General features: G+C 70.8%; 15 protein-coding genes and 2 pseudogenes. 7 read left to right on the top strand and 10 right to left on the bottom strand.

The features are described 5' to 3' along the window. Positions 1 to 6: 6 nt before the first annotated feature. Positions 7 to 1,508, bottom strand: a pseudogene (locus tag I8N67_RS35595) (family 43 glycosylhydrolase). Positions 1,509 to 1,680: 172 nt separating this feature from the next. Between I8N67_RS35595 and I8N67_RS35590 the strand changes: the two are divergent. Then, positions 1,681 to 2,547, top strand: coding sequence for an LLM class F420-dependent oxidoreductase (locus I8N67_RS35590; protein WP_372443877.1), 867 nt, complete (start codon positions 1,681 to 1,683; stop codon positions 2,545 to 2,547). Between the two features lie 190 nt (positions 2,548 to 2,737). Here the strand turns inward: I8N67_RS35590 and I8N67_RS35585 are convergent, their stop codons facing one another. Next, the gene (locus I8N67_RS35585; protein ID WP_234046811.1) at positions 2,738 to 3,571 is read right to left on the bottom strand and encodes a TolB-like translocation protein; all 834 of its coding nucleotides are present in this window, start codon (positions 3,569 to 3,571) and stop codon (positions 2,738 to 2,740) included. Between the two features lie 293 nt (positions 3,572 to 3,864). Between I8N67_RS35585 and I8N67_RS44745 the strand changes: the two genes are divergently transcribed. From I8N67_RS44745 to I8N67_RS35570, 4 genes are all read left to right on the top strand, one after another. Further along, entirely contained in the window at positions 3,865 to 4,095 is a 231-nt protein-coding gene (locus tag I8N67_RS44745) for an HNH endonuclease (protein WP_372443876.1), read from the top strand. A 216-nt stretch (positions 4,096 to 4,311) separates the two neighbouring features. Then, positions 4,312 to 6,351: an NACHT domain-containing protein gene (locus I8N67_RS35580; RefSeq protein WP_200308422.1), complete on the top strand. Its 2,040-nt coding sequence runs from the start codon at positions 4,312 to 4,314 to the stop codon at positions 6,349 to 6,351. Positions 6,352 to 6,543: 192 nt separating this feature from the next. Further along, the gene (locus tag I8N67_RS35575) at positions 6,544 to 6,960 is read left to right on the top strand and encodes an effector-associated constant component EACC1 (protein WP_200308428.1); all 417 of its coding nucleotides are present in this window, start codon (positions 6,544 to 6,546) and stop codon (positions 6,958 to 6,960) included. 5 nt (positions 6,961 to 6,965) lie between these two features. Then, entirely contained in the window at positions 6,966 to 10,871 is a 3,906-nt protein-coding gene (locus tag I8N67_RS35570; RefSeq protein ID WP_200308421.1) for a caspase, EACC1-associated type, read from the top strand. A gap of 26 nt (positions 10,872 to 10,897) precedes the next feature. Here the strand turns inward: I8N67_RS35570 and I8N67_RS35565 are convergent, their stop codons facing one another. After that, positions 10,898 to 11,959 carry a beta family protein gene (locus I8N67_RS35565; RefSeq protein WP_200308420.1) on the bottom strand — a complete coding sequence of 354 codons (1,062 nt, stop codon included), beginning with the start codon at positions 11,957 to 11,959 and terminating at the stop codon, positions 10,898 to 10,900. Between the two features lie 226 nt (positions 11,960 to 12,185). On the opposite strand from I8N67_RS35565, the pseudogene I8N67_RS35560 reads away from it, so the two are divergent. Further along, positions 12,186 to 12,440: pseudogene (locus I8N67_RS35560) on the top strand (UvrD-helicase domain-containing protein); the annotation flags it as partial. 353 nt (positions 12,441 to 12,793) lie between these two features. On the opposite strand, the gene I8N67_RS35555 reads toward I8N67_RS35560, so the two are convergent. The 3 genes from I8N67_RS35555 to I8N67_RS35545 form a co-directional block, all read right to left on the bottom strand. After that, the gene (locus tag I8N67_RS35555; RefSeq protein ID WP_200308419.1) at positions 12,794 to 14,677 is read right to left on the bottom strand and encodes a S8 family serine peptidase; all 1,884 of its coding nucleotides are present in this window, start codon (positions 14,675 to 14,677) and stop codon (positions 12,794 to 12,796) included. A 71-nt stretch (positions 14,678 to 14,748) separates the two neighbouring features. Next, complete coding sequence (locus I8N67_RS35550) at positions 14,749 to 14,928, bottom strand: protease inhibitor I9 family protein (protein ID WP_200308418.1); 180 nt, start codon at positions 14,926 to 14,928, stop codon at positions 14,749 to 14,751. Next, positions 14,922 to 15,266: a hypothetical protein gene (locus tag I8N67_RS35545; RefSeq protein ID WP_200308417.1), complete on the bottom strand. Its 345-nt coding sequence runs from the start codon at positions 15,264 to 15,266 to the stop codon at positions 14,922 to 14,924. The genes I8N67_RS35550 and I8N67_RS35545 overlap by 7 nt, the downstream gene beginning before the upstream one ends. A gap of 493 nt (positions 15,267 to 15,759) precedes the next feature. Here I8N67_RS35545 and I8N67_RS35540 point away from each other — a divergent pair, with 493 nt between their 5' ends. Next, on the top strand, positions 15,760 to 16,011 hold the full coding sequence (locus I8N67_RS35540; RefSeq protein WP_200308416.1) for a hypothetical protein: 252 nt from the start codon (positions 15,760 to 15,762) through the stop codon (positions 16,009 to 16,011). A gap of 60 nt (positions 16,012 to 16,071) precedes the next feature. Here the strand turns inward: I8N67_RS35540 and I8N67_RS35535 are convergent, their stop codons facing one another. The 4 genes from I8N67_RS35535 to I8N67_RS35520 all read right to left on the bottom strand — a co-directional run bounded on the left by I8N67_RS35535 (position 16,072) and on the right by I8N67_RS35520 (position 20,876). Further along, the gene (locus tag I8N67_RS35535; protein WP_234046808.1) at positions 16,072 to 17,544 is read right to left on the bottom strand and encodes a DUF6177 family protein; all 1,473 of its coding nucleotides are present in this window, start codon (positions 17,542 to 17,544) and stop codon (positions 16,072 to 16,074) included. Between the two features lie 212 nt (positions 17,545 to 17,756). After that, positions 17,757 to 18,209, bottom strand: a complete 453-nt coding sequence (locus tag I8N67_RS35530; RefSeq protein ID WP_200308415.1) for a hypothetical protein — start codon at positions 18,207 to 18,209, stop codon at positions 17,757 to 17,759. A 25-nt stretch (positions 18,210 to 18,234) separates the two neighbouring features. Further along, complete coding sequence (locus I8N67_RS35525; RefSeq protein ID WP_200308414.1) at positions 18,235 to 20,487, bottom strand: ICP22 family protein; 2,253 nt, start codon at positions 20,485 to 20,487, stop codon at positions 18,235 to 18,237. Next, on the bottom strand, positions 20,487 to 20,876 hold the full coding sequence (locus I8N67_RS35520; RefSeq protein ID WP_200308413.1) for a DUF6507 family protein: 390 nt from the start codon (positions 20,874 to 20,876) through the stop codon (positions 20,487 to 20,489). Before I8N67_RS35520 ends, I8N67_RS35525 begins: the two co-directional genes overlap by 1 nt. Positions 20,877 to 20,971: the final 95 nt, after the last annotated feature.

The raw sequence follows: 20,971 nt of genomic DNA, 5'->3' as shown, positions 1-20,971 counted from the left end.
GGGGGATCAGGCGGTCGTGGGGACGAGCCGCCACTGCTGGCAGTTGTTGTTCAGCCAGGACCACTGGCGTACGTCGGTGCCGTTGGCCGTGCCGCAGTCGGCGACGTCCATGACCTTGCCGGTGGAGGCGTTGACGATCCGCACGTAGTCGCCGCCGAGGTAGACCATGCGGAACTTCTGGCAGTTGTTGTTCAGCCAGGACCACTGCCGGATGTCGGCGCCGTCGGTGCTCGCGCAGTCGGCGACGTCGGCGACCTTGCCGGTGGCGACGCTCACCAGGCGGCTGGTGTCGTCGGCGCGGTCCTCGATACGCCACTTCTGGTTGGTCCCGCCGTTGCAGGTCCACTGGGCGATGTTGGTGCCGTCGGCCGTGCCGCCGCCGGTGACGTCCAGGCACTTGCCGCTGTTGCGGTTGACGATCGTGTACGCGTTCGGCGTCGTCGCCGTCTCACCGGAGGGGCCGGCGAGCGTCGTGCCGAGGGCGACCGGGGTGCCGAAGTTCGGGGTGCCGTCCGCGTTCCAGGTGAACTTCTGCGCGCGCGTCGTACGGCCGTTGTCGCAGCCGTCGCTCGCCGCGTCGTTGGCGTGGTAGACGATCCAGTTCTCCGTGCCGTCGGGCGAGGTGAAGAAACCGTTGTGGCCGGGCGCGTACACACTGTTGGCGTCGCTGCGCTGGAAGACCGGCGTCTGCTTCTTCGTCCAGGAGGAGGCGAGCAGCGGGTCGGAGCCGGTCAGCTCCAGCTGGCCGAGCTTGTAGTCGGGGCCCGAGCAGGCGCTCGCGGAGTAGACGAGGAAGGTGCGGCCGTTGCGGTAGAGCGGCTCGGGCCCTTCGTTGACCTGCCCGCTCTGCGTCTCCCAGCTCAGGGTGGGGCTGGAGATGACCGTGAAGGTGGAGCTGGCGAGCGTGTACGGGTTGCTGAGCGGCGCGATGACGAGGCTCTGCGTGCTGCCGCCCGCCGAACCGCTGCCCACCAGGTACAGCTTGTCGTTGTGCTTGAGCACGCTGGCGTCGATCAGCCAGCCGTTGGGGTCGAGGTTGGAGCCGGTGAAGGTGTTCTTGTAGGTGTACGGCCCCATCGGGTCGGTGCCCGCGCTCTCCAGGACGTGCGTGCGCTGGTCGTCGCAGCAGGCGGAGCCGCGCGGCCCGGCGGAGTAGTACAGGTACACTTGCCGTCGAGGAAGTGGATCTCCGGGGCCCACATGTTCCAGTTGCGGCTGCTGTTGCTGTCCGACCACACCTGCACGCTGGGCGCGGTGCTCAGCCCGGCCAGCGTCGGCGACTTCCGCATGGTCAGTTCACCCGTGAACGAGGTCGTCACCAGGTAGTAGTTGCCGTTGTAGTACTCCAGCCACGGGTCGGCGCCCTTCTGGGACTTGACCGGGTTGGTGAAGGGCTTGCCGTCGGCGGCGGCGGCCTGCGGCGCGGGCTGGACGGTGACGAGCGACGCGAAGAGGGCCAGCAGGGCGGCCCCCAGGGTCACCCAGTGGCGGACTTGTATGCGGAACACGGCAGGTCCCTTCCGGGGCGGCTCAAAAAGGGAATGTTCGATATTGCGAACGCTGTACGTAACTTCGGCCAGAAGGTAAAGCTGAGGTGGGAGGGACGTCAATGGATACGACAGGTTTTACGTCGGCGACCTGATCGGAATAGATCATCAAGGTGGACAGGTTGGCCTTTGCATGATGAAACCGATCAGCGTGGGACGGTACGGCGTCTGGAGTTTCGGATTACGCGCGGAGGACCCGGCCCGCAGCGGTGAACTCGCCGAGGCGGCGGCCGAGTTGGAGGAACTCGGCTTCGGCGCGATCTGGCTCGGCGGCAGCCCCGGGGTGCGGCACGCCGTGCCCCTGGTCGAGGCGACGACACGTATCACCGTGGCCACCGGCATCCAGAGCATCTGGCAGCACGAGGCCGCCGACACGGCCGTACACTTCGCCGAGCTGGAGGCCGCCCACCCCGGCCGCTTCCTGCTCGGCCTCGGCGTGAGCCACGCCAAGCTCGCGGAACAGTACCGGCGTCCCTACTCGGCCATGGTCGACTACCTCGATGCCCTGGGCACCGCCGGGGTACCGGCCGACCGCCTGGTCCTGGCCGCCCTCGGTCCGAAGATGCTCCGCCTGTCCCGGGACCGCGCGGCCGGCTCACACCCGTACCTGGTCACCCCGGAACACACCGCCGAGGCCCGCGAGACCCTCGGCGAGGGCCCACTGCTGGCACCCGAGCTGAAGGTGATCGCGGAGGCCGACCCGGACCGCGCCCGGCCCCTCGCCCGTGCCCACCTCGCCATGTACCTCGGCCTCCCCAACTACACCAACACCTTCCTCCGCCTCGGCTTCACCGAGTCCGACCTCACCGGCGGCGGCAGCGACCGGCTGATCGACGCGGTGTACGCCTGGGGCTCCGACGACCGGATCCGGGCGCGGGTGGAGGAGTTCCACGCGGCGGGGGCGGACCATGTGGCGCTGCAGGTGATCGACGACCGGGCGGGGGATGAGCTGCCGCGGGAGGCTTGGCGGCGCCTGGCAGGGCTGCTGGAGCTGAGCTGATCGGGACCGGGCCACCGCATGGGGCCGGGCTGCTCAGGGGCCCGTACGGCGGCCCCGGAGAGCCGGTGGTCTGAGCGGGAGGCGGGGGCGGGAGCGGGCGGGGCGGCTCGATCGGTTCGCCCCCGTACCGCCTCGCCCGGCAGCTGTCCCGCCCCCGTCCCGCCCCACCCTGCCCCGCCCCGCCCCCGGCTCAGCGCAAGGTGCGGACGAAGACGTCCCCGATCAGGTTCGTGTCCTCGGGGACCAGACCGGGGTAGTAGGAGTCGAAGACGACATGCGACTCGTCCGCGCTCAGGGCCGCCCGCCCGGCGGTGACGGGGTTGCCGTCCTGCCCCGGTGACAGCAGCTCCTCCTCACCGGTGCGCGGATCGCGCAGGATCAGCCCCAGCGACCTGCGGTCCGCGTCCGCCGTGTCCAGCAGCAGCTTCGTACCGTGCGCCGAGAGGTCCGACACCAGGGTGAGGTCGGTGGGGTCGTGACCGTCGTACCGCTGGAGCGTGCCGGTGCGCAGATCGCGGACGAAGGCGTTCCAGCCGGTGTTGGTGTCGGCTTCCGGGACCAGATTGGTGGCCGGCGAGTTGAAGCCGACCTTGGAGCCGTCGGCGCTCAGCACCGGAGCGATCGCCGACGTGTCGGCCGGCGCGCCGTCATGGGTGGCGTCGGCGTGCACGGTCCGGTCGCTCACCCGGTCGTAGACCAGGATGTCGCCCTGGTCGCCGGTGACCGGTCCGGAGTAGCCCTCCAGGTAGGCGACCTTGCGGCCGTCGGCACTCATCGAGAGCTGCTCGCACCGGTGGAAGTCCTTCGAGCCGTCCGAGGGCCGGCTGACCCTCTCGACCCGCTGGGTCCGGCGGTCCAGGAGCATGACCCGGCAGGCGAACGCGCCGTGCTCGTCGACGCTCGGCCGGGCGACGAAGGCGACGTACCGCCCGTTCGCGCTGATCGGCGCGGTGCCGTACGACGCCTGGTACCCCTCGTCCATCTCGGGTGCCAGGCGCTCGACACTCCCGGTGCTCAGGTCCATGACGTGCACGGAGGACGCCCCGGTCGTGGCCGAGAACGATCCGAAGGTCAGATACCGCCCCGACTCGGACAGCTGAGGCGTCGAGGTCGCAGGCGGCCCGTAAGTACAAGGCCACCAGCGACACCCCGGCCGGGCCACGCAAGTGCCTCCAGGTCAGCATCGCCCGGCCTCCGAGCAGGAAACCGCTGGTCGCACAGTTCGGTGGAATTCCACTCAGACGGCACAAGGCCGCAGTCCTGACCGACCGCGACCCTGTCCAACGCCTCGCACCACGACGCGAGTTGACCAGACGGATGTTGGCCGGATCCTGCGAACTATGCGGACAGACCGCAAAGATCCAGGTCCACCAGATCCGCAGACTCGCCGACCTGGACCGGCTCGGGCAGACGCAGCCCGACTGGGCCGTCCTCATGGCAAAGAAACGGCGCAAGACCCTCATGGTCTGTCCGCCCTGCCACGAGGGCATCCACGAGGGCCACGAAACCGCAGTTCACGAACATCACTGGAGAGCCCGTTGCGGTTAACGCCGCACGACGGGTTCGGGAGGAGGCCGTTGGGAAAAGGAGCAGCTCCGCTGCCACCTCGCCCGACGGCCCACCTCACGCTGGATCCCGTTTGAGGGCGTGATCCGGGAAGGTGGCGTGATCGCGGTTCGCGGGGCGGGCCGAACGGGAAATATGCCTGATATGGGGGTATCACGCACACGCAGGGCGGCTTTGGTCTTTCTCGTTCTACAGACGGTGAGCGCGGGGCTGGCGCTGTGGCTGTCGCAGCAGTTCCAGGTGGCTCGGCCGGCCGCGACCGCCGTCGCCCTGCTTCCGGCTCTGCCCGGTGCCTTCCTGGCCTGGATCGCCTACCGGGACGATCGCGCCGAGGCCGCCGCGGACACGGACGCGAAGGCCGGGACGCTGGCCGCGGCGGTCACCGCGGCCGAGACCCGTCAGCGTGCGCAGCTGATCGGTCCCGGCGCCCACCGCATCGATCTGGTCTTCCGTCACCGGCCCGAGCCTGCCAACGAGGCCGTCGGTGCCGCTGAGGAAGGGCGCCTCACCGATGTCGTCGCCTACTACCGGCGGTTGCGCCCGGCCCGCCTGGTGATCACCGGCGAGCCGGGTTCCGGCAAGACTCTGCTCGCCCTGGACCTCCTGCTCGGCCTGCTCACCCACCCCGAGCGCACCGAGGCCGACCCGGTCCCGGTCCGTCTCTCCCTGGCCGGCTGGAACACCGACCGACCGCTGCGGGACTGGCTCGCCGAGCAGGTCCACGAGCAGTTCCGCGACCGAGGCGTCACCGCGGCGGACGCCTGGCTGCTGGTGGACCGGCACCGGGTGCTGCCGGTCCTGGACGGCCTCGACGAGATGGACACCGCCACCACCCCGGTCGGCCGACGCCGCGCCCCCAGCGCCCTGGAGCAGCTCAACGCCTACCAGGATCCCACCGGCAACGCCCCGGTGATCCTCACCTGCCGCACCGCCCAGTACGCCGAGCTGGCCCGACTGGACGTACGGATGCGGGAAGCCGCACGCGTCGAGATCACCCCCGTCACCCCGGCCCAGGCCACCGCCTACCTCGCCGCCCGCAGCACCGGTCCCGCCCGCTGGACCACCGTCTTCGACACCCTGGCCGCCGAGCCCGGGGGCACCCTCGCCCAGACCCTGAGCACGCCCTGGCGGCTCAATCTGGCCGCCACCGCCTACGAGGAACGCCGCCCCGACACTCTCGGCTACCGCCGCGCCCCGGGGGACCTGCTCGGCTTCGCCTCTCCCGGCGGGGTACGCGACCACCTCCTCGGCGCGTACCTGCCCGCCGCCATCAGCCAGCACCCGACCCGCCCCGGCCGATACCGGCCCGACCAGACGCACCGCTGGCTGGCCGCGCTCGCCGCCCACCTCGCCACCGCCGCCCCCGCGTCCTCGTCAGCGGCGGCCGGAGCCGACACCGACCTCGTACTCCACCAGTTGTGGCACATGGCAGGGCGTCGCCGGGTCCGCACCGCCGACGCGCTCCTCGCCGCGCTTCTCTTCCTCGCCCTCGACGCCCTGCTGTTGGCACAGGTCCCCAGCGGCCTCTCCCCGCGTGAGCTGCTGGGCACCGTACCCGTCATGCTGCTCGGGGTCGGGGCCCTGTGGCAGGCCGGCAGAGCACACCCCCAGCGGCCCCAGGCAGTCCCACTGCGGCGACTGCGGGACCCCGCTCAACGACTGCGAATCGTCCGGGAGATGGTCTACGGGATCGGGGCCGGGCTCGTGGGCGGCCTGGGGGTGGGCCTCGGAGTGGGCCTTGCCGTCGACTTCGCCGTCGGCCTCGCGGGCGGCCCCGTGATCGCGCTCACGGGCGGGCTCGCGATCGGGCTCGTCAGCGGGCTCGCGGGCGCGTTCGCCGCCCCGGCCGCCGCGGCCGCCCACACGAGCTGGCTCCCCTCGCCGGCGGACCCCCGCCACCTGGTCCGGGACGACCTCGTGATCGGCCTCACGGGCGGGCTCACTTTCGGGTTCGCCGGCGGAATCGCGGGCGCACTCACCTTCGGCGCCCCGTTCGGACTCGCTTTCGGACTCGTCGCCGGGTTCACGGGCGGGCTCGTGGGCGGGCTGTACTTCGCCACCGGTGCCGGCCGGCGCTACGTGGTCTTCCTCTGCTGCTCCCGTGGCCGACTGCCCTGGCGGCTCGGTGCCTTCCTCGACTGGGCCTACGGGGCCGGCCTGCTGCGGATCTCCGGCACGGCGTACCAGTTCCGCCACCGGGAACTACAGGAGTGGCTCACCACCCGCCCCCGCGCATAGCGGTCCCGTCGCCCGACCGGACGCGACCTCCCCGCCGCGGGACACCCGCCCCGCTCCCGACCAGCCACTTCCCGCCAACGCCTGACAGGTTTTCGGAAACCCGGGCGCCCGGTGTCGGACCCGCCGACTAACGTCAGCCGCTCACGCCTCCGTCAGGAGCACGGCACATTGAGGGGAACCGCTGTGACCACCATGCCCGAGGACCGGACCGGGTACCGGATCTCCATCGTCGACGAGGACCCGTTGCGGGCGCGCAAGGAGGCGCGTGAGCTGCTCGCGGGGATCACCGACGTCGACCCCGGGGCCGCCCTGGACGTCCCCCGGCGGAGCGCGGCGGCCGGTGGGACGGACAAGGGCGGGGTGTCGGCCGACACCATCGGGGTGCTGATCAGCTCCGGTTCGCTGGTCGCCGCCGGGGTGCAGATCTGGCTGGCGCGTGTCCCGCAGCGCACGATCATCGTGAAGCGGCCGGACGGCGCGACCCTGCACATCACCGGGAAAGAGGCCCGCGAGGACGACGGGCGGATCGAGCGGTTCCTCGCGGGCGACGGCGAGCCCCCTCACCACACGGGTGACGACGGCCTCGGCGACACCCCTGCGGCGGGCTGAGCCCCATGACCGACAACGACCGGTTCGCCATGCTCGTCGGCGTGTCCACGTACCACAGCAACGCGTACCCCGACCTGCCACCCGTGCGCGCCGACCTGCACTACATGCGGGCGGTGCTGCAGAACACCGAGATCGGGATGTACAACGACTGCGCGATGGTCGCCGATCCGACCCGCGCGGAGATGCTGCACTCCATCGAGACGTTCCTGAACGCGCGGCAGCCCAGCGAGACCGCCCTGCTCTACTTCAGCGGGCACGGCGAGTTCTGCGAGGACGACAACCAGCTGTACTTCCTGACCCGCGACACCGACCCGGACGATCTGCCGCGCACGGCGGTCCCGGCGGAGTTCCTGGAGCGGATGCTCCAGTCGTGCCGGGCCTCCTCGAAGCTGGTGCTGCTGGACTGCTGCTCCAGCGGCTCAGTCGTACAGGGCTGGACCGCGAAGGGCCCTGCCGGGGAACCCGCACGGCCCGCGCCGAGCACCCTGCTGCGGCCGACCGGCGTGTACTTCATCACCGCCTCCGACGCCCTCCAGTCAGCGTCCGCGATGGCGCCGCCCGGGTCGAGCCTCGGCACGTCCCGGTTCACCGGGGAGATCGTGGAGGGGCTCCGCAACGGGCGGATCAAGGGCGGCGGCTGGATCACACCGGACGACCTCTTCGAGTACCTGACCGCACAGATGAGGCGCGACGGCGTACCGGAGGAGCAGCGGCCCACCAAGTCCACATTCAGGGCCACGAACCAACTACCCTTCGCCCGGTCGGTCGCGCGCCCGGTGCACATCCCGGCCCTGCCCCGCGACGCGGCCCAGGCCGCCCGGCGCTCCCCCGCCCTGCTGAAGGCCCGGGAACTGGCCGCGTTGGACGCACGCGACGGCGTCGACTGGCAGCGGCTGCTGCGGTACTACGCGCACTGCCTCACCGCGCAGGCGGCGGCCGGCATGCGGCCCGACCGTGACAGCGGGCGCGATGCGAAGTACTTCCTGCTGGGCCAGGGCGAGGAGACCATCCAGTCCGGACGGGGCTCCGCCTTTCCCGCTCCCGGGAAGCTGCCCAAGCCGCAGGGAAAGCCGGCCGGTGCGAACGGCGGTGACGTGGGGGCGCAGCAGGAGTACTGGTACGGCTATCCGGCGATCACGCTGCCCGTGCGGGACGGCGGGGGCCGGGGGCGTCGTACGGCGGTGGAGTTGGCGCCGCTGCTCATCCAGCAGATGGAACTGGCTCCCGACGAGGACGGCCGGGACGTGCTCCGGCCCAGTGGTGTGCCGTCCCTGCACACGGGTGTCGTCTCGGAACTGCTGGACTCGGGCGACGCGGCCGACCTCGTCGCACGCTGGCAGCCGTCCTGGCAGGAGGGCAACGACGCGCAGATGCTGCGCGCCGTACGGGAGTTGCTGGAGGAACTGGGGCTGCCGGAGCTGGAGCCGCTCGACCCGTCCGCCCTCAGCGAGCGGACGGTGATGCAGGCGCTGCGGCCCGGCGCGCACAACGCGGCCGTGCTGCTGGTGCCTTCGGGTGTGGAGGCCATCGCCACCCAGGCCCTGGTGGACAACCTGCTGGAGATGTCGACGCGGACCGGGCAGATCCCCGGCACCGCCCTGGACGCGCTGCTGAGCGGCGGTGAGGGTAGTGCGCGGGACGCGTCCGCCGACGTGGTGGCTCCGGGGCCGTGCAACGAGAGCCAGGAGCTGGTGATCGCCTCGGCGATGACGCGGCCCCTGACGGTGGCGACCGGGCCGCCCGGGACGGGCAAGAGCGAGGTCGTCACGGCCGTCGTCACCACGTGTGTCGCCGCCGGGCAGTCCGTGCTGGTCGCCTCGACGAACAACGAGGCCGTGAACGTCGTCGCCGAACGCTGCGACGACATCGCGCCGGGTCTGCTGATGCGGACGGGCAACGCCGAGGCGCTGGAGCGGGAGGCGACGAAACTGGAACGGCTGCTCGGCGAACCCGCCCAGGCCCCGCGACGCGGATCGGCCACTGTGGGCGGGCAGTTGCGCAGTAGCCGTAAGACGGCCGACGGGCTGCGGGCGGAGGCGGCACGCCGCGTCGGTGGGGAGGCACGGCTGCTGGAACTGCTCCAGGACCGGGAGGAGCGGGCGGCGGCGCTGGAGCTGCCGCTGCCACTCCTGGAAGGTGTCTGGGCGGCGGACGAGGACGGCGTGGCCGCGCTGGGGCGCTGGGAGGACAGGGCGCGGAAGGTGGCCGGGGCCCGTTGGTGGCTGCTCGGTCCGTGGCGTCGGGGGCGGGCGCTCGCCGCGCTGGTCTCGGCGGCGGATGCCCCGTCCGAGGACCGGCCGGACCGTCCGGACCGGCCTTCGTGGCCGGAGTGGGTGACCGGACGCCCGGTGCCGGCCGGGCTGCTGGAGTCGCTGGCGGACGCGGTGGCCGTGGAGCGGGAGGTGCGGGAACTCGTCCCCCGGCTCACGGGGTGGGACGAGGACGGGCTGAAGCGGTCGCGGCTGGAGGCGGCGGGCACGCTGTCCGACCTGTCGGCGGAGCTGTCCCGGGCGGTGTCCGCCGAGGCGCTGACGAGGGCGCGCGGACTCATGGGGCAGCGGCTCCAGGCGCTCCGGGGCCGCTCGGGCTACCAGCGGAGCCAGAAGAACCTGATGACGCACATCAAGGGGTGGGCCGTCAGCACCCACTCGGTGCGGCAGCTGGAACTCGCCCCGAAGCTGTTCGACCTCGTCGTCATCGACGAGGCGAGCCAGTGCTCCATCCCCTCGGTGCTGCCGCTGCTGTTCCGGGCGCGCCGGGCGCTGATCATCGGCGACCCGATGCAGCTGGGGCACATCCCCGGCGTGTCACCGCAGCAGGAACGGCAGGCGCGGGTCAGGAACGGGCTGAGCGCGGCGCAGTTGGAGGACCATCGGCTCACGTACCACGTGTACTCCTCGTACCACGCGGCCGAGCAGCACGGCGACTCCGCGCTGCTCCTCGACGAGCACTACCGGTGCCACCCGCGGATCGCCGACGTCGTCAACGGCTACTGCTACGCGGGCCAGTTGCAGGTGCTCACCGACGTACGGCGGCAGGTCCCGGCCCTCGACCCGGTGGGGGCGGCCGATCCGGCGCCGGTGCTGGGCTGGGTCGACGTACCGCACGGCGAGTCGGCGCGGGGCGGCGACGGGCGGTCCTGGCGCAACGCTGCGGAGGCGGAGGCCGTACGGCGGGTGGTGGACGAGCTGCTGGCTCGGCTGCCGCAGGACGCGACTGTGGGGGTGGTCACGCCGTTCCGGGCGCAGAAGGAGGCACTGGCGCGGGTATGGCGCGACGACGACCGGGTCAGGGTCGGCACGGTGCACGCCTTCCAGGGCGGGCAGCGCGACGTGATGGTGCTGAGCCCGGTGGCCACGCACAACACACCGCCGAGGACGACCCACTGGGTGGCGAGCCAGGTCAACCTGTGGAACGTGGCGGTGACCCGGGCCAAGTCGCAGCTGGTCACCGTGGGCGGGCACGCGTTCTGGCAGGGGCAGAGCGGACTGCCGACCCTGCTCGCGGGACGCTCGGCGCCGCTGGGCGCGGACGGGGGTGAGGACGGCGGGCCAGTGGTGACGGCCACCTCGGTGACCGGGTTCCGCAAGGAACTCGCCGACCGCCTCCAGCAGTACCTCGCCGAACGCGGCATCACCGACCTGGAGCGGGCGACGCTGGTCGGCGGACACCCGGTGGACCTGCTGTTCACCGAGGCCGGGGAGAACACGGCGGTGCTGATCGACCGCGGCCCGCCGCCCGGCATCGACCCGGCCCGGCACCTGCGGCTGACGCACGCGCGGGGCGACCTCCTTACCGGGCTGCCGTCCGGGGGATACGGGGCGAAGGCGTGCCCGGTGAGCCGGACGGTACGGGTACCGGCGTGGCGGGTCATGGCGGGCGAGGAGGCGCTGGCACCGCTGTTCGACTGAGCTGGGAGGTACCTCCGCCGGCCTGTTCAGCTACCGGGCATGGACCGGACGACGTACGTCATGTGCTGGACGTTGCCTGCCCAGAGCCACTGGGTGTGGTTGCCGGAGCCCTCGCTGTCCGTCATGGGCCCGTCGGCGCAGTCGCGCAGCCAGGTCTCTCCGGCGCTCGCGACCGCTCCCCGGAACTCGGGCAGATCGCGGATCCGACGGGCGGCGGCCCGGATGCCCGCCGTACGGTCGGGCCCCCCGTTCAACACCTTGCACAGCACGAACGAGCGGTCGGCGGTGTAGCGGAGCACGCCCCAGGGCGGTCCTCCGTCCCCCGGCTCCGTGGCCAGGGCCGTGGCGGGCTGCACTCCGTAGTCGCCGAATCTCAACCGGGAAAGGCGTTCCCGGCGACCCGCCCGTATCTCGTGCCACATGTCCCAGTCGGCGCGGGGCTCCTCGTGTGGTTCGCCCAACCGCGCCATTTCGTCCGTGACTCGGGGGAACGCCCCACCGAGTACGGCGACGGTCCGCCAGTTGTCCTTCAGGACCACCAACGCGTCGAGGGCACGCAGCGCCTCCTTTCCCGCGTCGGGGCGGCCGGGCAGGACGCCGCCCAGGTCCAGTAGCAGATCGACGGGCACATCCCGGTCGACCCTGGCCAGCAGTCCGCCGACGTCGTCGGCGGTGGCCGCGTCCCACTCCCCCGGCATGCGGACGCGGATGCCTACTCCGCAGCCGCAGCGACGGGCCGTCTCCACCGCGGCCGTCTGCTGGGCCTCGCTCCGCTCGGGCCCGGTCACCGGGCGCAGCAAGCGGGAGAGCGCGCTGTACTCGGCCAGGATTCCGGCGAGCGCCGGTGTCTGCGCGGCCTCGGCGAACGGGGCGTCGATCCACCCTGGATGACGCCGGTGCACACCCCTCACCCGGCCCAGCTCCTTCTGCCAGTGGGCCCTCGCCAACTCCGCCGGCGTCACACCGGGAGAGGGCGGGAGGTTCCAGAGCGGTGCGACCGCCGCCTGTATGTCGGGCCGGAGTCGCTCGTAGGCCATCCGGGCATGCTGCCGGACGGGCAGAACGGGAACGTAGAGCGGTTCGGACATCGCGGCTCCCCCTCGACACTGCCCGCGCGCTTTCCCTTCCCGTCAGGGTCCGCGTAAGTCAAGGCAGGTGAAAGAGAGCCCTTTCGGTCCCCATGGCCGAAGTGCGCAAGTATCTGGTGACGATGTGACGCAAGTTGCACGCTTCGTGATGCTCGGTGGTCGGACGCGCCAAGTGGACGGCATTGTCGATCTCGATGGCGTCGCCGACGAGAACTACGACAAGCTCCGGTTCAAGGGGCTGGAGTACCAGCGAATGATCATCGCGGGTGTGGCCGACGGACTCGTACCCCGAGAGGTCGTCAACAGGCTGCGCGGTACGGACCCGGTCCGCCACCGGCGCGAGATCCAACGGGCTCGGTCCTCGCTGTTCGTGGCGGCGACAAGAGCACGCGACAGTGTGGACGTTTTCTGGCATGGAAAGCCGAGCCCGTTCCTCGACACGTCGTGGGGAGCAGCAAGCCCCATGGCTTCGACAAGGTGAGCCATCCCTGTTCTACGTCCTGACGCGCCTGGTTCATCGCAGCCGCTCTCAGTGGCTGGTGTGGCGGTCCTCGAGCAGGGCGTCGATCAGGGTTGAGCCGCCGTACCAGCCGCCCCGTGGCCGTCGCTCCGCGTCGGCGCGCAGTGCCACGCCACCAGCCTCGCCGACTACCGGACCCGCTGGAAAGCCACGTCGGCCCAGTACAAGCGGACCGTCGCCCTCGGTGCCTTCGCCCTTCTCCCCACCCACAGTGCTGCTCCCCGGGGGTTACGGCGTAACGGTCGACGTGGTCATCCCGACGGTGTCCGTGCCGTCGCCGACCGGGCCCAGGCAGGCCCGGCCGGCGGGAGGTTCTACCGGCCGACGGTGGCCTGGGCGGTGCCGCCCCGGCCGTTGGCCTCGGCCGGCGCGTCGATCTGCGCGGCGCGCAGGGCGACGGCGCCGCGGACCCTGTGGTGCTTGTCGCTCCAGTCGACGGAGCCGAAACTCCAGGCGCCGTAGGCCGCGTCGGTGCGGGTGAAGGTGACCTTGTAAGTGGCCGTCCCCCCGGCCGGCACGATCAGCGTCCTCGGTGAGACGGTGGCCTTGTAGCCGGGCGGCGTCCGCAGCGTGGCGATGTAGACGCCCGTCCTGCCGGTGACGTTGGTGACGGTGCGGGTCACGGTCTGCTCACCGACGAGGTCACCTACCGAGATCGTCGGGGAGTTGAGGTCGCTCGGGTCGGTCTTCCTCACCCCGGCGCAGGCGTCGCTGGCGTCGTCGGTCACCGGCGGCTGGCCGATGGCGCACAGGTACGCGGTCCAGTCGGCGGAGGTGGAGTCGTAGACCAGGCCCGGGTCGTCGGCGCCGTTCGGGACGACGTGCCCGGCGCCGTAGTCGAGCGGGGTGGCGCTGACGCCGCCGGAGCGCTGGATCGGCGTGCCCTCGTTGTCCTTGGTGGTCGAGGTGGTCATCAGCGCCGACTTGACCTCCATGGGAGACCAGTCGGGGTGCAGTTGCCGCAGCAGCAGGCCGAGGCCGGACACGTGCGGGGCGGCCATGGACGTGCCGGCCAGGATGCCCTGCTCGCCCTTGTACGTGCCGGCGTCACCGCCCGGCGTGGTGCCCGCGACGATGTCGACGCCGGGGGCCGCGATGTCGGGCTTGAGGAGATCGCCGTTGCTGTTGAGGTCGGGGCGGCCGGCGGAGAACCCGGGGATCTGCGGGGCCTGCTGGTGCCCGGAGTGCGCCGCCGTGAGTTCGGCGGTGGCACCGGCACCGTCGGCGTACGCCTTGACGGCCGCGCCGTCGGCCTTGTCGAGCTGGACGCTCGGCACGGCGTGGGCGTCGACGGTCTGCTCCTCGGTCGTGTTGGTGTTGTACAGCACCATGCCGACACCGCCGGCTCTCTTCACCTCGGAGCTCTTGGCCGGGCGGAGGGCGCCGCCGCGGGCGCAGACCACGATCGCGCCCTTGACCGCGGCCGGTTCGAGGGTGCCCGGCACGCACATCGCGGCCCGGTTCGTGTCCGCCCCGCTCCTGGCGGCCTGCGCCGCGTCGACGAGTGGCGCGGACGGCACGGCTGAGCCGCTGCCGCTGACCCCGGTGTACGGGGTGCCGTTGCCAAGGGTGACGGTCGCGCGGTAGCCGACGTCGTGGCTGGAGGCGGCCACCGTGGTCAGCCACGGGACTCCGTTGGAGGCCGTGCCAGGGCCGGAGTTGCCCACCGCGGCGGAGATGAAGACACCCGCCTTGGCCGCGTTGAACTCGGCCATGTACTCCGGTCTGTTCGCGAGCTCGGTGTTACTGCCGCCGAGGGAGAGGTTGATGACGTCGACGCCGTCGGCCACGGCCTTGTCGAAGGCGGCGACGATGTCCACGGTCCAGCAGCCGCTGCTCCAGCAGACCTTGTAGGCCGCGATCCGGGCTGCGGGGGCGAGCCCGGATATCTGCCCGGCTATGCCCGTGTCGGGCACGGTGGCGGGCACGTCGGAGTTGCCGGCCGCGGTGGTCGCGGTGTGCGTGCCGTGGGACGAACCGTCCATCGGGGACGCCCAGTCGGTGGCCGTCGGGGCGGTGACACCCCTGTTGAAGTACTGGGCACCGATCACCTTGTTGTTGCAGGTGACCAGGTGCGCGCTGTCCGCGCCGCGGTCACAGTCGCCCTTCCACTTCTTGGCGATGACGTCGGCGTCGGGGCGGGGTTCCGGGAGTGCCTCGAGCGACGGGTTGCCGGTGTCGATCCCGGTGTCGATCACACCGAGGATCATGCCCCCGCCGGCGTTGCGCCGACCGCCGGGAATCTTGGAGTAGAGGCCCTTGCGGTCCTTCAGCCCCAGGAACCGGGCGGTGTCGGGGGGTTCAGGGCTCCGGCGGTGGCGTCGGTCCGGGCGGCGGTCGTGGCGGTGGGGTGGCTCGCCACGTTGCGGGTCAGTGAGACGACGCCTGGGGTACGGGCGAGTTCGTCGGCCTGACGGGAGGTCAGCTGGGCGGAGAATCCGTTTAACACATACGTGTAGGTGTACTGCGGTTGACGCCCGGCACCGCGTCCAGCACCTTGTCGCGTTCCCGCTTCAGGTCACGGACGTGGTCGCGGACGGCCTCCGTCGCGGTGTCGAGCCGCTCACCCTGCGCGGGTGCGGTGTCGGGATCGGTGGCGACGGGCCGGCCGGCGAGCTGGACGAGGTAGGTGGTCTTCTGGGCGGCACGCGACGGCTGCGCCTCCTGCGGAGCGGCCTGGACGGGCGCGGCGCAGGTCAGTAAGAGGCCACCGGCCAGGGCCGGGGCCAGCAGAGAGGCGGTACTACGGCCGGCACGGCGGGACCTGCCCGGGTGCTGCTGGGACAAGACGGGTGCCCTTCCCCCGCGCATGCCGGTCGGACGCATGCGCATGACGGTGCGGGTGAGTGATCAAGCCCCCGAGATCACCGTCATCGTGGTGCGGGAAAGGCCGCTGCGAAAAGAGAGAAGATCTTCAACTCTGAACAACTACACAGCAGCTTCACGAAATTCACCCGCCTTCCGCATGAACGGCCAGGCGGGGGCCAGCAGTTGCGGAGCTCTCGAAACCTCGCGCGCGGTTGACGGTGAGGCGTCGACCTCTTGATCGTCGATCACGGTCGTGCAGTGGGGAACCCGACCCCCGTGGGACCTTCCCGAGCCGACCGCCGTGTGCCCACTCAGTTCTGCCCCGGAGCGCGCGCCCAATGGTTCGTTGCCGAGGTCGGCCTCAACCCGCTGCCGTCTACGTCAACGAGTACGGCCACAACTACCACCTGTCCGACCCCGGCCGGCTGCGGCGCGTTGCCGGACCCGTGGGTGTGAGGCTGGGGGAGGAGGCATGACAGCAGCCGGTATCGACTTCGGGACCACCAGATCGGTCGCGACACAGTTCGTGATCGATTCCGCGATCCGGGCAGCTCACGCTGACGGCATCCACACCATGATGGAAGCCGACGCGGAGATGAACCGGCAGGCGTCTCTGGATCGGGGGAGGCGGGCTGAACGACGGGACTGGACCGGGTGCGCCAACGTATCCGGGGACGACGAGTTCCCTGCCGATGAGACGGAACCGCCGACTATGGACGCGTGACCAACACGCGCACCGGAAGTGACGGCCGACTGAAGGAGGCTCATTCCTCATCAGGCCGATTCACCCCGCTCCAGGAGCGGCCTTGAGGTGGGTGGTGAGGTGGGTGGTGAGGTGGGTGGTGAGGTGGGTGGTGAGGTGGGTGGTGAGGTGGGTGAACGTAGTCCACGCGTCGGCGTCGGTTCCGTCACCCAGGATGTAGTGCAGGGCAGGGTGCGTGTGCGTGCCGAGTTGTCGCGGGCGCAGGGCGACGGGTGGTCTTCGGGCGTGGGTGAGGCCGATGGCGTTGACGTCTCGGGCGCCGAGGGTGAAGGACACCGGGATCGGCGGGGCTTCCAGACGCGGGGTCAGGGTCAGGTCCGCGCGAGCCGCCCGGAGCGTGGTGAGCATCGACACCAGGCCGTGCTCGTCGACCAGCGCGGAGGCGAGGGATTCGACGGCGTCCAGGGGGACCTCCGCAGCGGACGGGTAGCCGAGCGTGAGCGTGATGTCCTGGGCGACGCCGGCCTTCGTACGCGCGGTGCGCAGTGTGGCGATGGACGGATGGTCCGGGGCGCCGATCGCGACCAGGTGGGTCGGAGCCGGTGACCGGTCTCGGGCCAGGTCCGTCAGCTGGCGTGGTGACCAGGGCAGGTTGACCGGCTCCGACGTGCTCCACCCCACCGGTGCCGCGCCCGTCAGGTGGCGCCAGGCGGTCTCCAGCCCGCGGCCGAGGACCAGGTCGGCGGTGGGGGCGTGGACCGTGCGGAACGTGACGGTCAGCTGGCGTTCCGGGGTGGGCTCGGTCTGCTGGGTGAACGCGTCGACGACCGTCGTGCCGATCGGGATGAACGTGCCCTGCTGCCAAGCGAGGGGGACCCCGGACAGGCCGTCGTAGTAGCCGCCGGCCGGGTTTTGGATCACCCACCGGTTGGGGGCTCCTCTGAGCGCTGTGCGCAGAGGGAGAGTGAGCCGGGCATGGGGTGGAGTGACCAGGTGCAGGGCGCGGTCGGTGGCGCTCGCGGTGCGCAGGACGTCGGAGAGCCAGGTGGTGAAGGCGAGGACGGGACGGTCGGAGATGACGACCGCTGTGGACTCGGTCAGGACATCGACCGAGGGAACGTCGGGAGCGGACGGAGCGACGACGTCCTGTGCGTCATCGGGCGGCTGCTCCTGCGGGATGGCCACCACGCGTGTCGTACCCGCGTCGCGCGGCCAGACCGTCCCGCCGAGCAGCGTGGTCAGGCGCCCGCACACCGAGTCGGCAAGAGGTTCCGCTTCGGGTACGGCTGCCGAGGCGCGAGTCTCGGTCCACCAGTACGGCGGCGGGGGTGCGGAGACATCCTGGCCGAGGAGGCGTTCGGCTTCGCCGGGTATGTGGATCAGGAGCGGTGCCTCGACGGAGACCAGGGGACAGCCCTCACGGGTGCACAGTTGCAAGACGGCACCGTCGCCGGTGGCGGTCAACCCCAGGTCGGGGCCGCCTGCGAAGAGGCCCGCGAGCAGGGAGCGGGTGTCCGGCATCTTCGGGGTGAGAGCGATGACGTCTTTGGTCATGAGTGGGCCTCCGACGGCTCATCGGCGGGGTAGTGATCTGGACGTCGGGTAGCGGGCTCCGCGACAGGTCGATCGGTTGTGTGGAGGCGTAGCAGGGTGAAGCTCTTGCTTGACTTGGGCCATGAAACAGCCGGGCCCCGTCAAGAACTCGGAGCCTGTGGCTTTGCTCGGCGGCGATCCGACCGTGCATGAAGCGAGAAGAACGGACCGCGTCAGCCCTCGCCGGCCTCTGAGGCCAGGCGCAGGGTGAGTTCCGCGGTGGCCAGCATCCGGACGATTTCGACCGGAGGACTGGCGAATTCCATCCTCACGACTTCGGTGGGGTCGACCTGGTGGGTCTGCCCGTCGCGCCCGGTCGCCTCGATGACGTAGCGGTGCCCGCGGGGCACGGTGGGGTCGTCTGCTACCGCCCAGCGCGCGCCGTACTTCTGGATGAGGAAGTCGGCGACGTAGGACGTCAGGTCGGCGTGCAGGGTGATCCAGTCGGACTGCTCGAAGTCGTCGAGCGGGGCGCGCGAGACGTAGTCCTGGAGAGCCGGAATAAGGCTCATGGGGTCATGGGTGTAGACCTCCGGGGGGACCCCGAGCATGTCCGCGACGTCGATGATGTTGAGGCGGCCCTCCTCGGCCCATCGCTGGAGGTCCGGTTCGCTCGCCTTGCTCACGTGGTGCACCTTCTTTGAGGTTTGCCTATTTGGGGGGTGGCCCGTATTCGACGAAGACAATGCGGGCCTGGATGAGATAGTTCCGCAGGGCCTGTGACGGGGGCGCATGTGAGAAGACCCAGCGCGGATCGAACTTGGGGTCCAGACGGCGTAGCGTCAGATCCTTGTTGATCTGTTCGATGAGGCCCTTGGTCAGCTCGACTTCACCCTTCACGGGCTTGGTGCTTCCGTCTGTGAGCGTGACCGTACGCCACCCCTGATAGTGCTTGACCTCGATGGCCAGAGTACGGCCGTCCGGCAGATCGACCGGCACATCGACATTGCGACCCTTGGGTCCCCCTACAGGGTAATAGGGGTGGTCATGGGTCGGTACGGGGTAGTGGCGCTCCGGCGCACCGTCCACCATGTCGCGGAAGAAGTCCTCAACGCCCTTGAATCGTGCCCGGCTGTGGCGCATAGCCTGCATCTGACGCAGGGTTCGTCTGGCCCTGCCCGGCATGAGTTCGGGACGTGTGAAATCTGGTTCGGTATCGGGCTTGTCGGACTGGTGCTCCCGATCCGGGCCATCTCCTGGTTGGGCAGATGAATCATCCGCGTCCCGCGTATCCGAAGGGTCGTGATCGGCCGAGCGATGGTCGGGCTCAGAACCGCGAGCGCCGTCGCCGCTGCCCGCCCCGGCGTGCCCACGCTCTCCTGTCCCGCCACTGGATCCGGGCCGCTCGACGGAGCCGGCACCGGCGGTCCTCCCCGTGCCGCCGTCGCGCGCAGCCGCGTGGCCGCCGCCCTCCCCGCTGGTCTGCCCAGGTATCTGCTCGCCACTACGTGACGCGGAACCGGTTCCGTGCTCAGCTCGGGCACCGGCCCCGACCAGGTCGCGTGAGCGGTCCGAACGAGCGGGCGCGTCCAGCTCCGTACGGTCGTTCGCGGAGAGTTCGTGCGCGGCCTCGTCCGCGTACTGGCGGACACTGCCGTTGGCATCGAGGACGTCGCCCGTCCTGGTGTCGAGGTAGACGCGTTTGCCTGCCTGATCGACATATTCAACGGCGTGCTCGGGGACGGAGGCGGCACGTTCGGCGAGCGGGGTCGGCTGGTCCGGAAGCGTGTATCTGCCGCCGCTGCTTGCCGCCATGTCCAGCTGGGCGCCGGTGTCCAGGTTCTTCAGCGCGGTGAAGGCGTCTCCGACCTTGATGTACGCGAACTTGCCCGCCTTGCCGACATACGTGAACGGGTCGACGGCCCGCCCCACCTTGCCCACCACCGACACCGCGCGGGCCGCCGCACCGGTCCGGCCGGCGCCGGTGGCCGCCGCGCCCGCCCCCTCGGTGCCCAGCAGACCCAGCACGTTGAAGCTGACCGTGCCGGCCGCGCGGGCCGGATTGCTCTCCCACGTGTCCCAGGCGACGAAGCCCTTGACGGTCTGTTTGTAGGTGGTGCGCGAATCACGCAGCCACGAGGGGAGCTTGTCGTCGGGCACCAGCCACCACGTACCGAGGGTGGCACTGGTCAGGAACGAGGCGGTGCCGAGCTTGGCCAGACCCTTCCACGCCTCGCCCGCCGCGTCCGAACCGTCCGCACCGAACAGAGTGCCCACGCCGTGGACCGTGGCCATCACGCCGTCGGTCCAGAAACCGTCCCACACCTGCCCGGACGTGTGCGTGAACCAGTCCCAGCCCTCGTACTCCTGCTCGACCGCCGAACCCCACGGTGTCTCCCCCGCGTGATCGAGATCCTCTGCGCGGTAGCCGTACATGTTCTCGCCGTGCGAGCCGTCGTCGACGGTGAGCGTGGTGCCGCCGACCAGAGCGGTGATCTTGTTGTGGCAGGCGCGTTCGGCGGCCTGGAACGCGGCGACCGTGGAGTTCACGTCATGCCACAGGTCGTTGTTGGTGTCGACCTTGTTCTTGTCCTTGAGCCAGTCGTCGTCTCCGGCCAACGAGTCCACGAACGTCCGCGCATCCGCCTTGAGAGTCGCCAACCTCTCCACCAGCGGCCTGACTTCGACGCCGTACTCGTCCAGCGCCCCGGCGACCTTCTCCAGATCGTCCGCGAACGCGTCCGCCTTCGCCTGCACCGGCCGCGTGGACGAGAACAGGTCATGGGCCTCCGGGGCACGGTAGACGGCGGACAGGCCCTGGAAGGCGGTGTGCAGATCAGCGCCCGAGGCCCGGAACTGGCCCGCGTTGGCGTACAACAGCATCACGTCGACGCCCAGCGTGGACAGATCCCCGAGGAACTGCGGTATCCCGGACGGGTCGATCAGATTCGCCTCGTCCGCCATCACTGACCCTTGGCCGGCGAATCGACCCCGGGCAGCTCGACCTTCGGCTCCTTGGCCGCCTCGCGCTGCGCGTTGGCCGCCAAAGTCAAGTCGCCCTCGATGTAGTGCCCGGTGGCCTCCGCCGCCCCGCTCAGCGACTTGGACGTGCGCTCGGCGATGTAGAGCAGGTCATGGCTCCACTGCTGCAAGAACTCACCCAGCGCCGCACCCACCACCCCGACCGTGCTCGTGTAGGGCCCGTACTGGCTGGTGATCATCCCCGCCGTCGAGGCGGCCTCTTCCAGGTTCCCCTGCATCGCCGAACCCGCCTCCGACAGGTTCTCCGCATGCGTACCCGACGTCTCCAGAACACCGCGCACCCCGACCGGGTCTATGTCCCACCCCGTCACACCGCTCTCCCAACCCCCGTACACACCAAGAGCCACCCGACGCGGGTCGCCAATTCTTGCCACCGCACCGAGTGCCCCGACAAGACCTACGCCTT

It is taken from the genome of Streptomyces adelaidensis (genome assembly GCF_016598475.1).
GTDB lineage: Bacteria > Actinomycetota > Actinomycetes > Streptomycetales > Streptomycetaceae > Streptomyces > Streptomyces adelaidensis.
Note: the sequence above shows the minus strand (reverse complement) of the source record. Positions and strands in the feature narration are given on the sequence as shown.

Excerpts from the sequence above, each read along its gene's own strand:
- I8N67_RS35590 (WP_372443877.1), top strand. The coding sequence starts at position 1,681 with ATGATGAAACCGATCAGCGTGGGACGGTACGGCGTCTGGAGTTTCGGA.
- I8N67_RS35585 (WP_234046811.1), bottom strand. The coding sequence starts at position 3,571 with ATGGACCTGAGCACCGGGAGTGTCGAGCGCCTGGCACCCGAGATGGAC.
- I8N67_RS44745 (WP_372443876.1), top strand. The coding sequence starts at position 3,865 with ATGTTGGCCGGATCCTGCGAACTATGCGGACAGACCGCAAAGATCCAG.
- I8N67_RS35575 (WP_200308428.1), top strand. The coding sequence starts at position 6,544 with ATGCCCGAGGACCGGACCGGGTACCGGATCTCCATCGTCGACGAGGAC.
- I8N67_RS35570 (WP_200308421.1), top strand. The coding sequence starts at position 6,966 with ATGACCGACAACGACCGGTTCGCCATGCTCGTCGGCGTGTCCACGTAC.
- I8N67_RS35565 (WP_200308420.1), bottom strand. The coding sequence starts at position 11,959 with ATGTCCGAACCGCTCTACGTTCCCGTTCTGCCCGTCCGGCAGCATGCC.
- I8N67_RS35540 (WP_200308416.1), top strand. The coding sequence starts at position 15,760 with ATGACAGCAGCCGGTATCGACTTCGGGACCACCAGATCGGTCGCGACA.
- I8N67_RS35535 (WP_234046808.1), bottom strand. The coding sequence starts at position 17,544 with ATGACCAAAGACGTCATCGCTCTCACCCCGAAGATGCCGGACACCCGC.
- I8N67_RS35525 (WP_200308414.1), bottom strand. The coding sequence starts at position 20,487 with ATGGCGGACGAGGCGAATCTGATCGACCCGTCCGGGATACCGCAGTTC.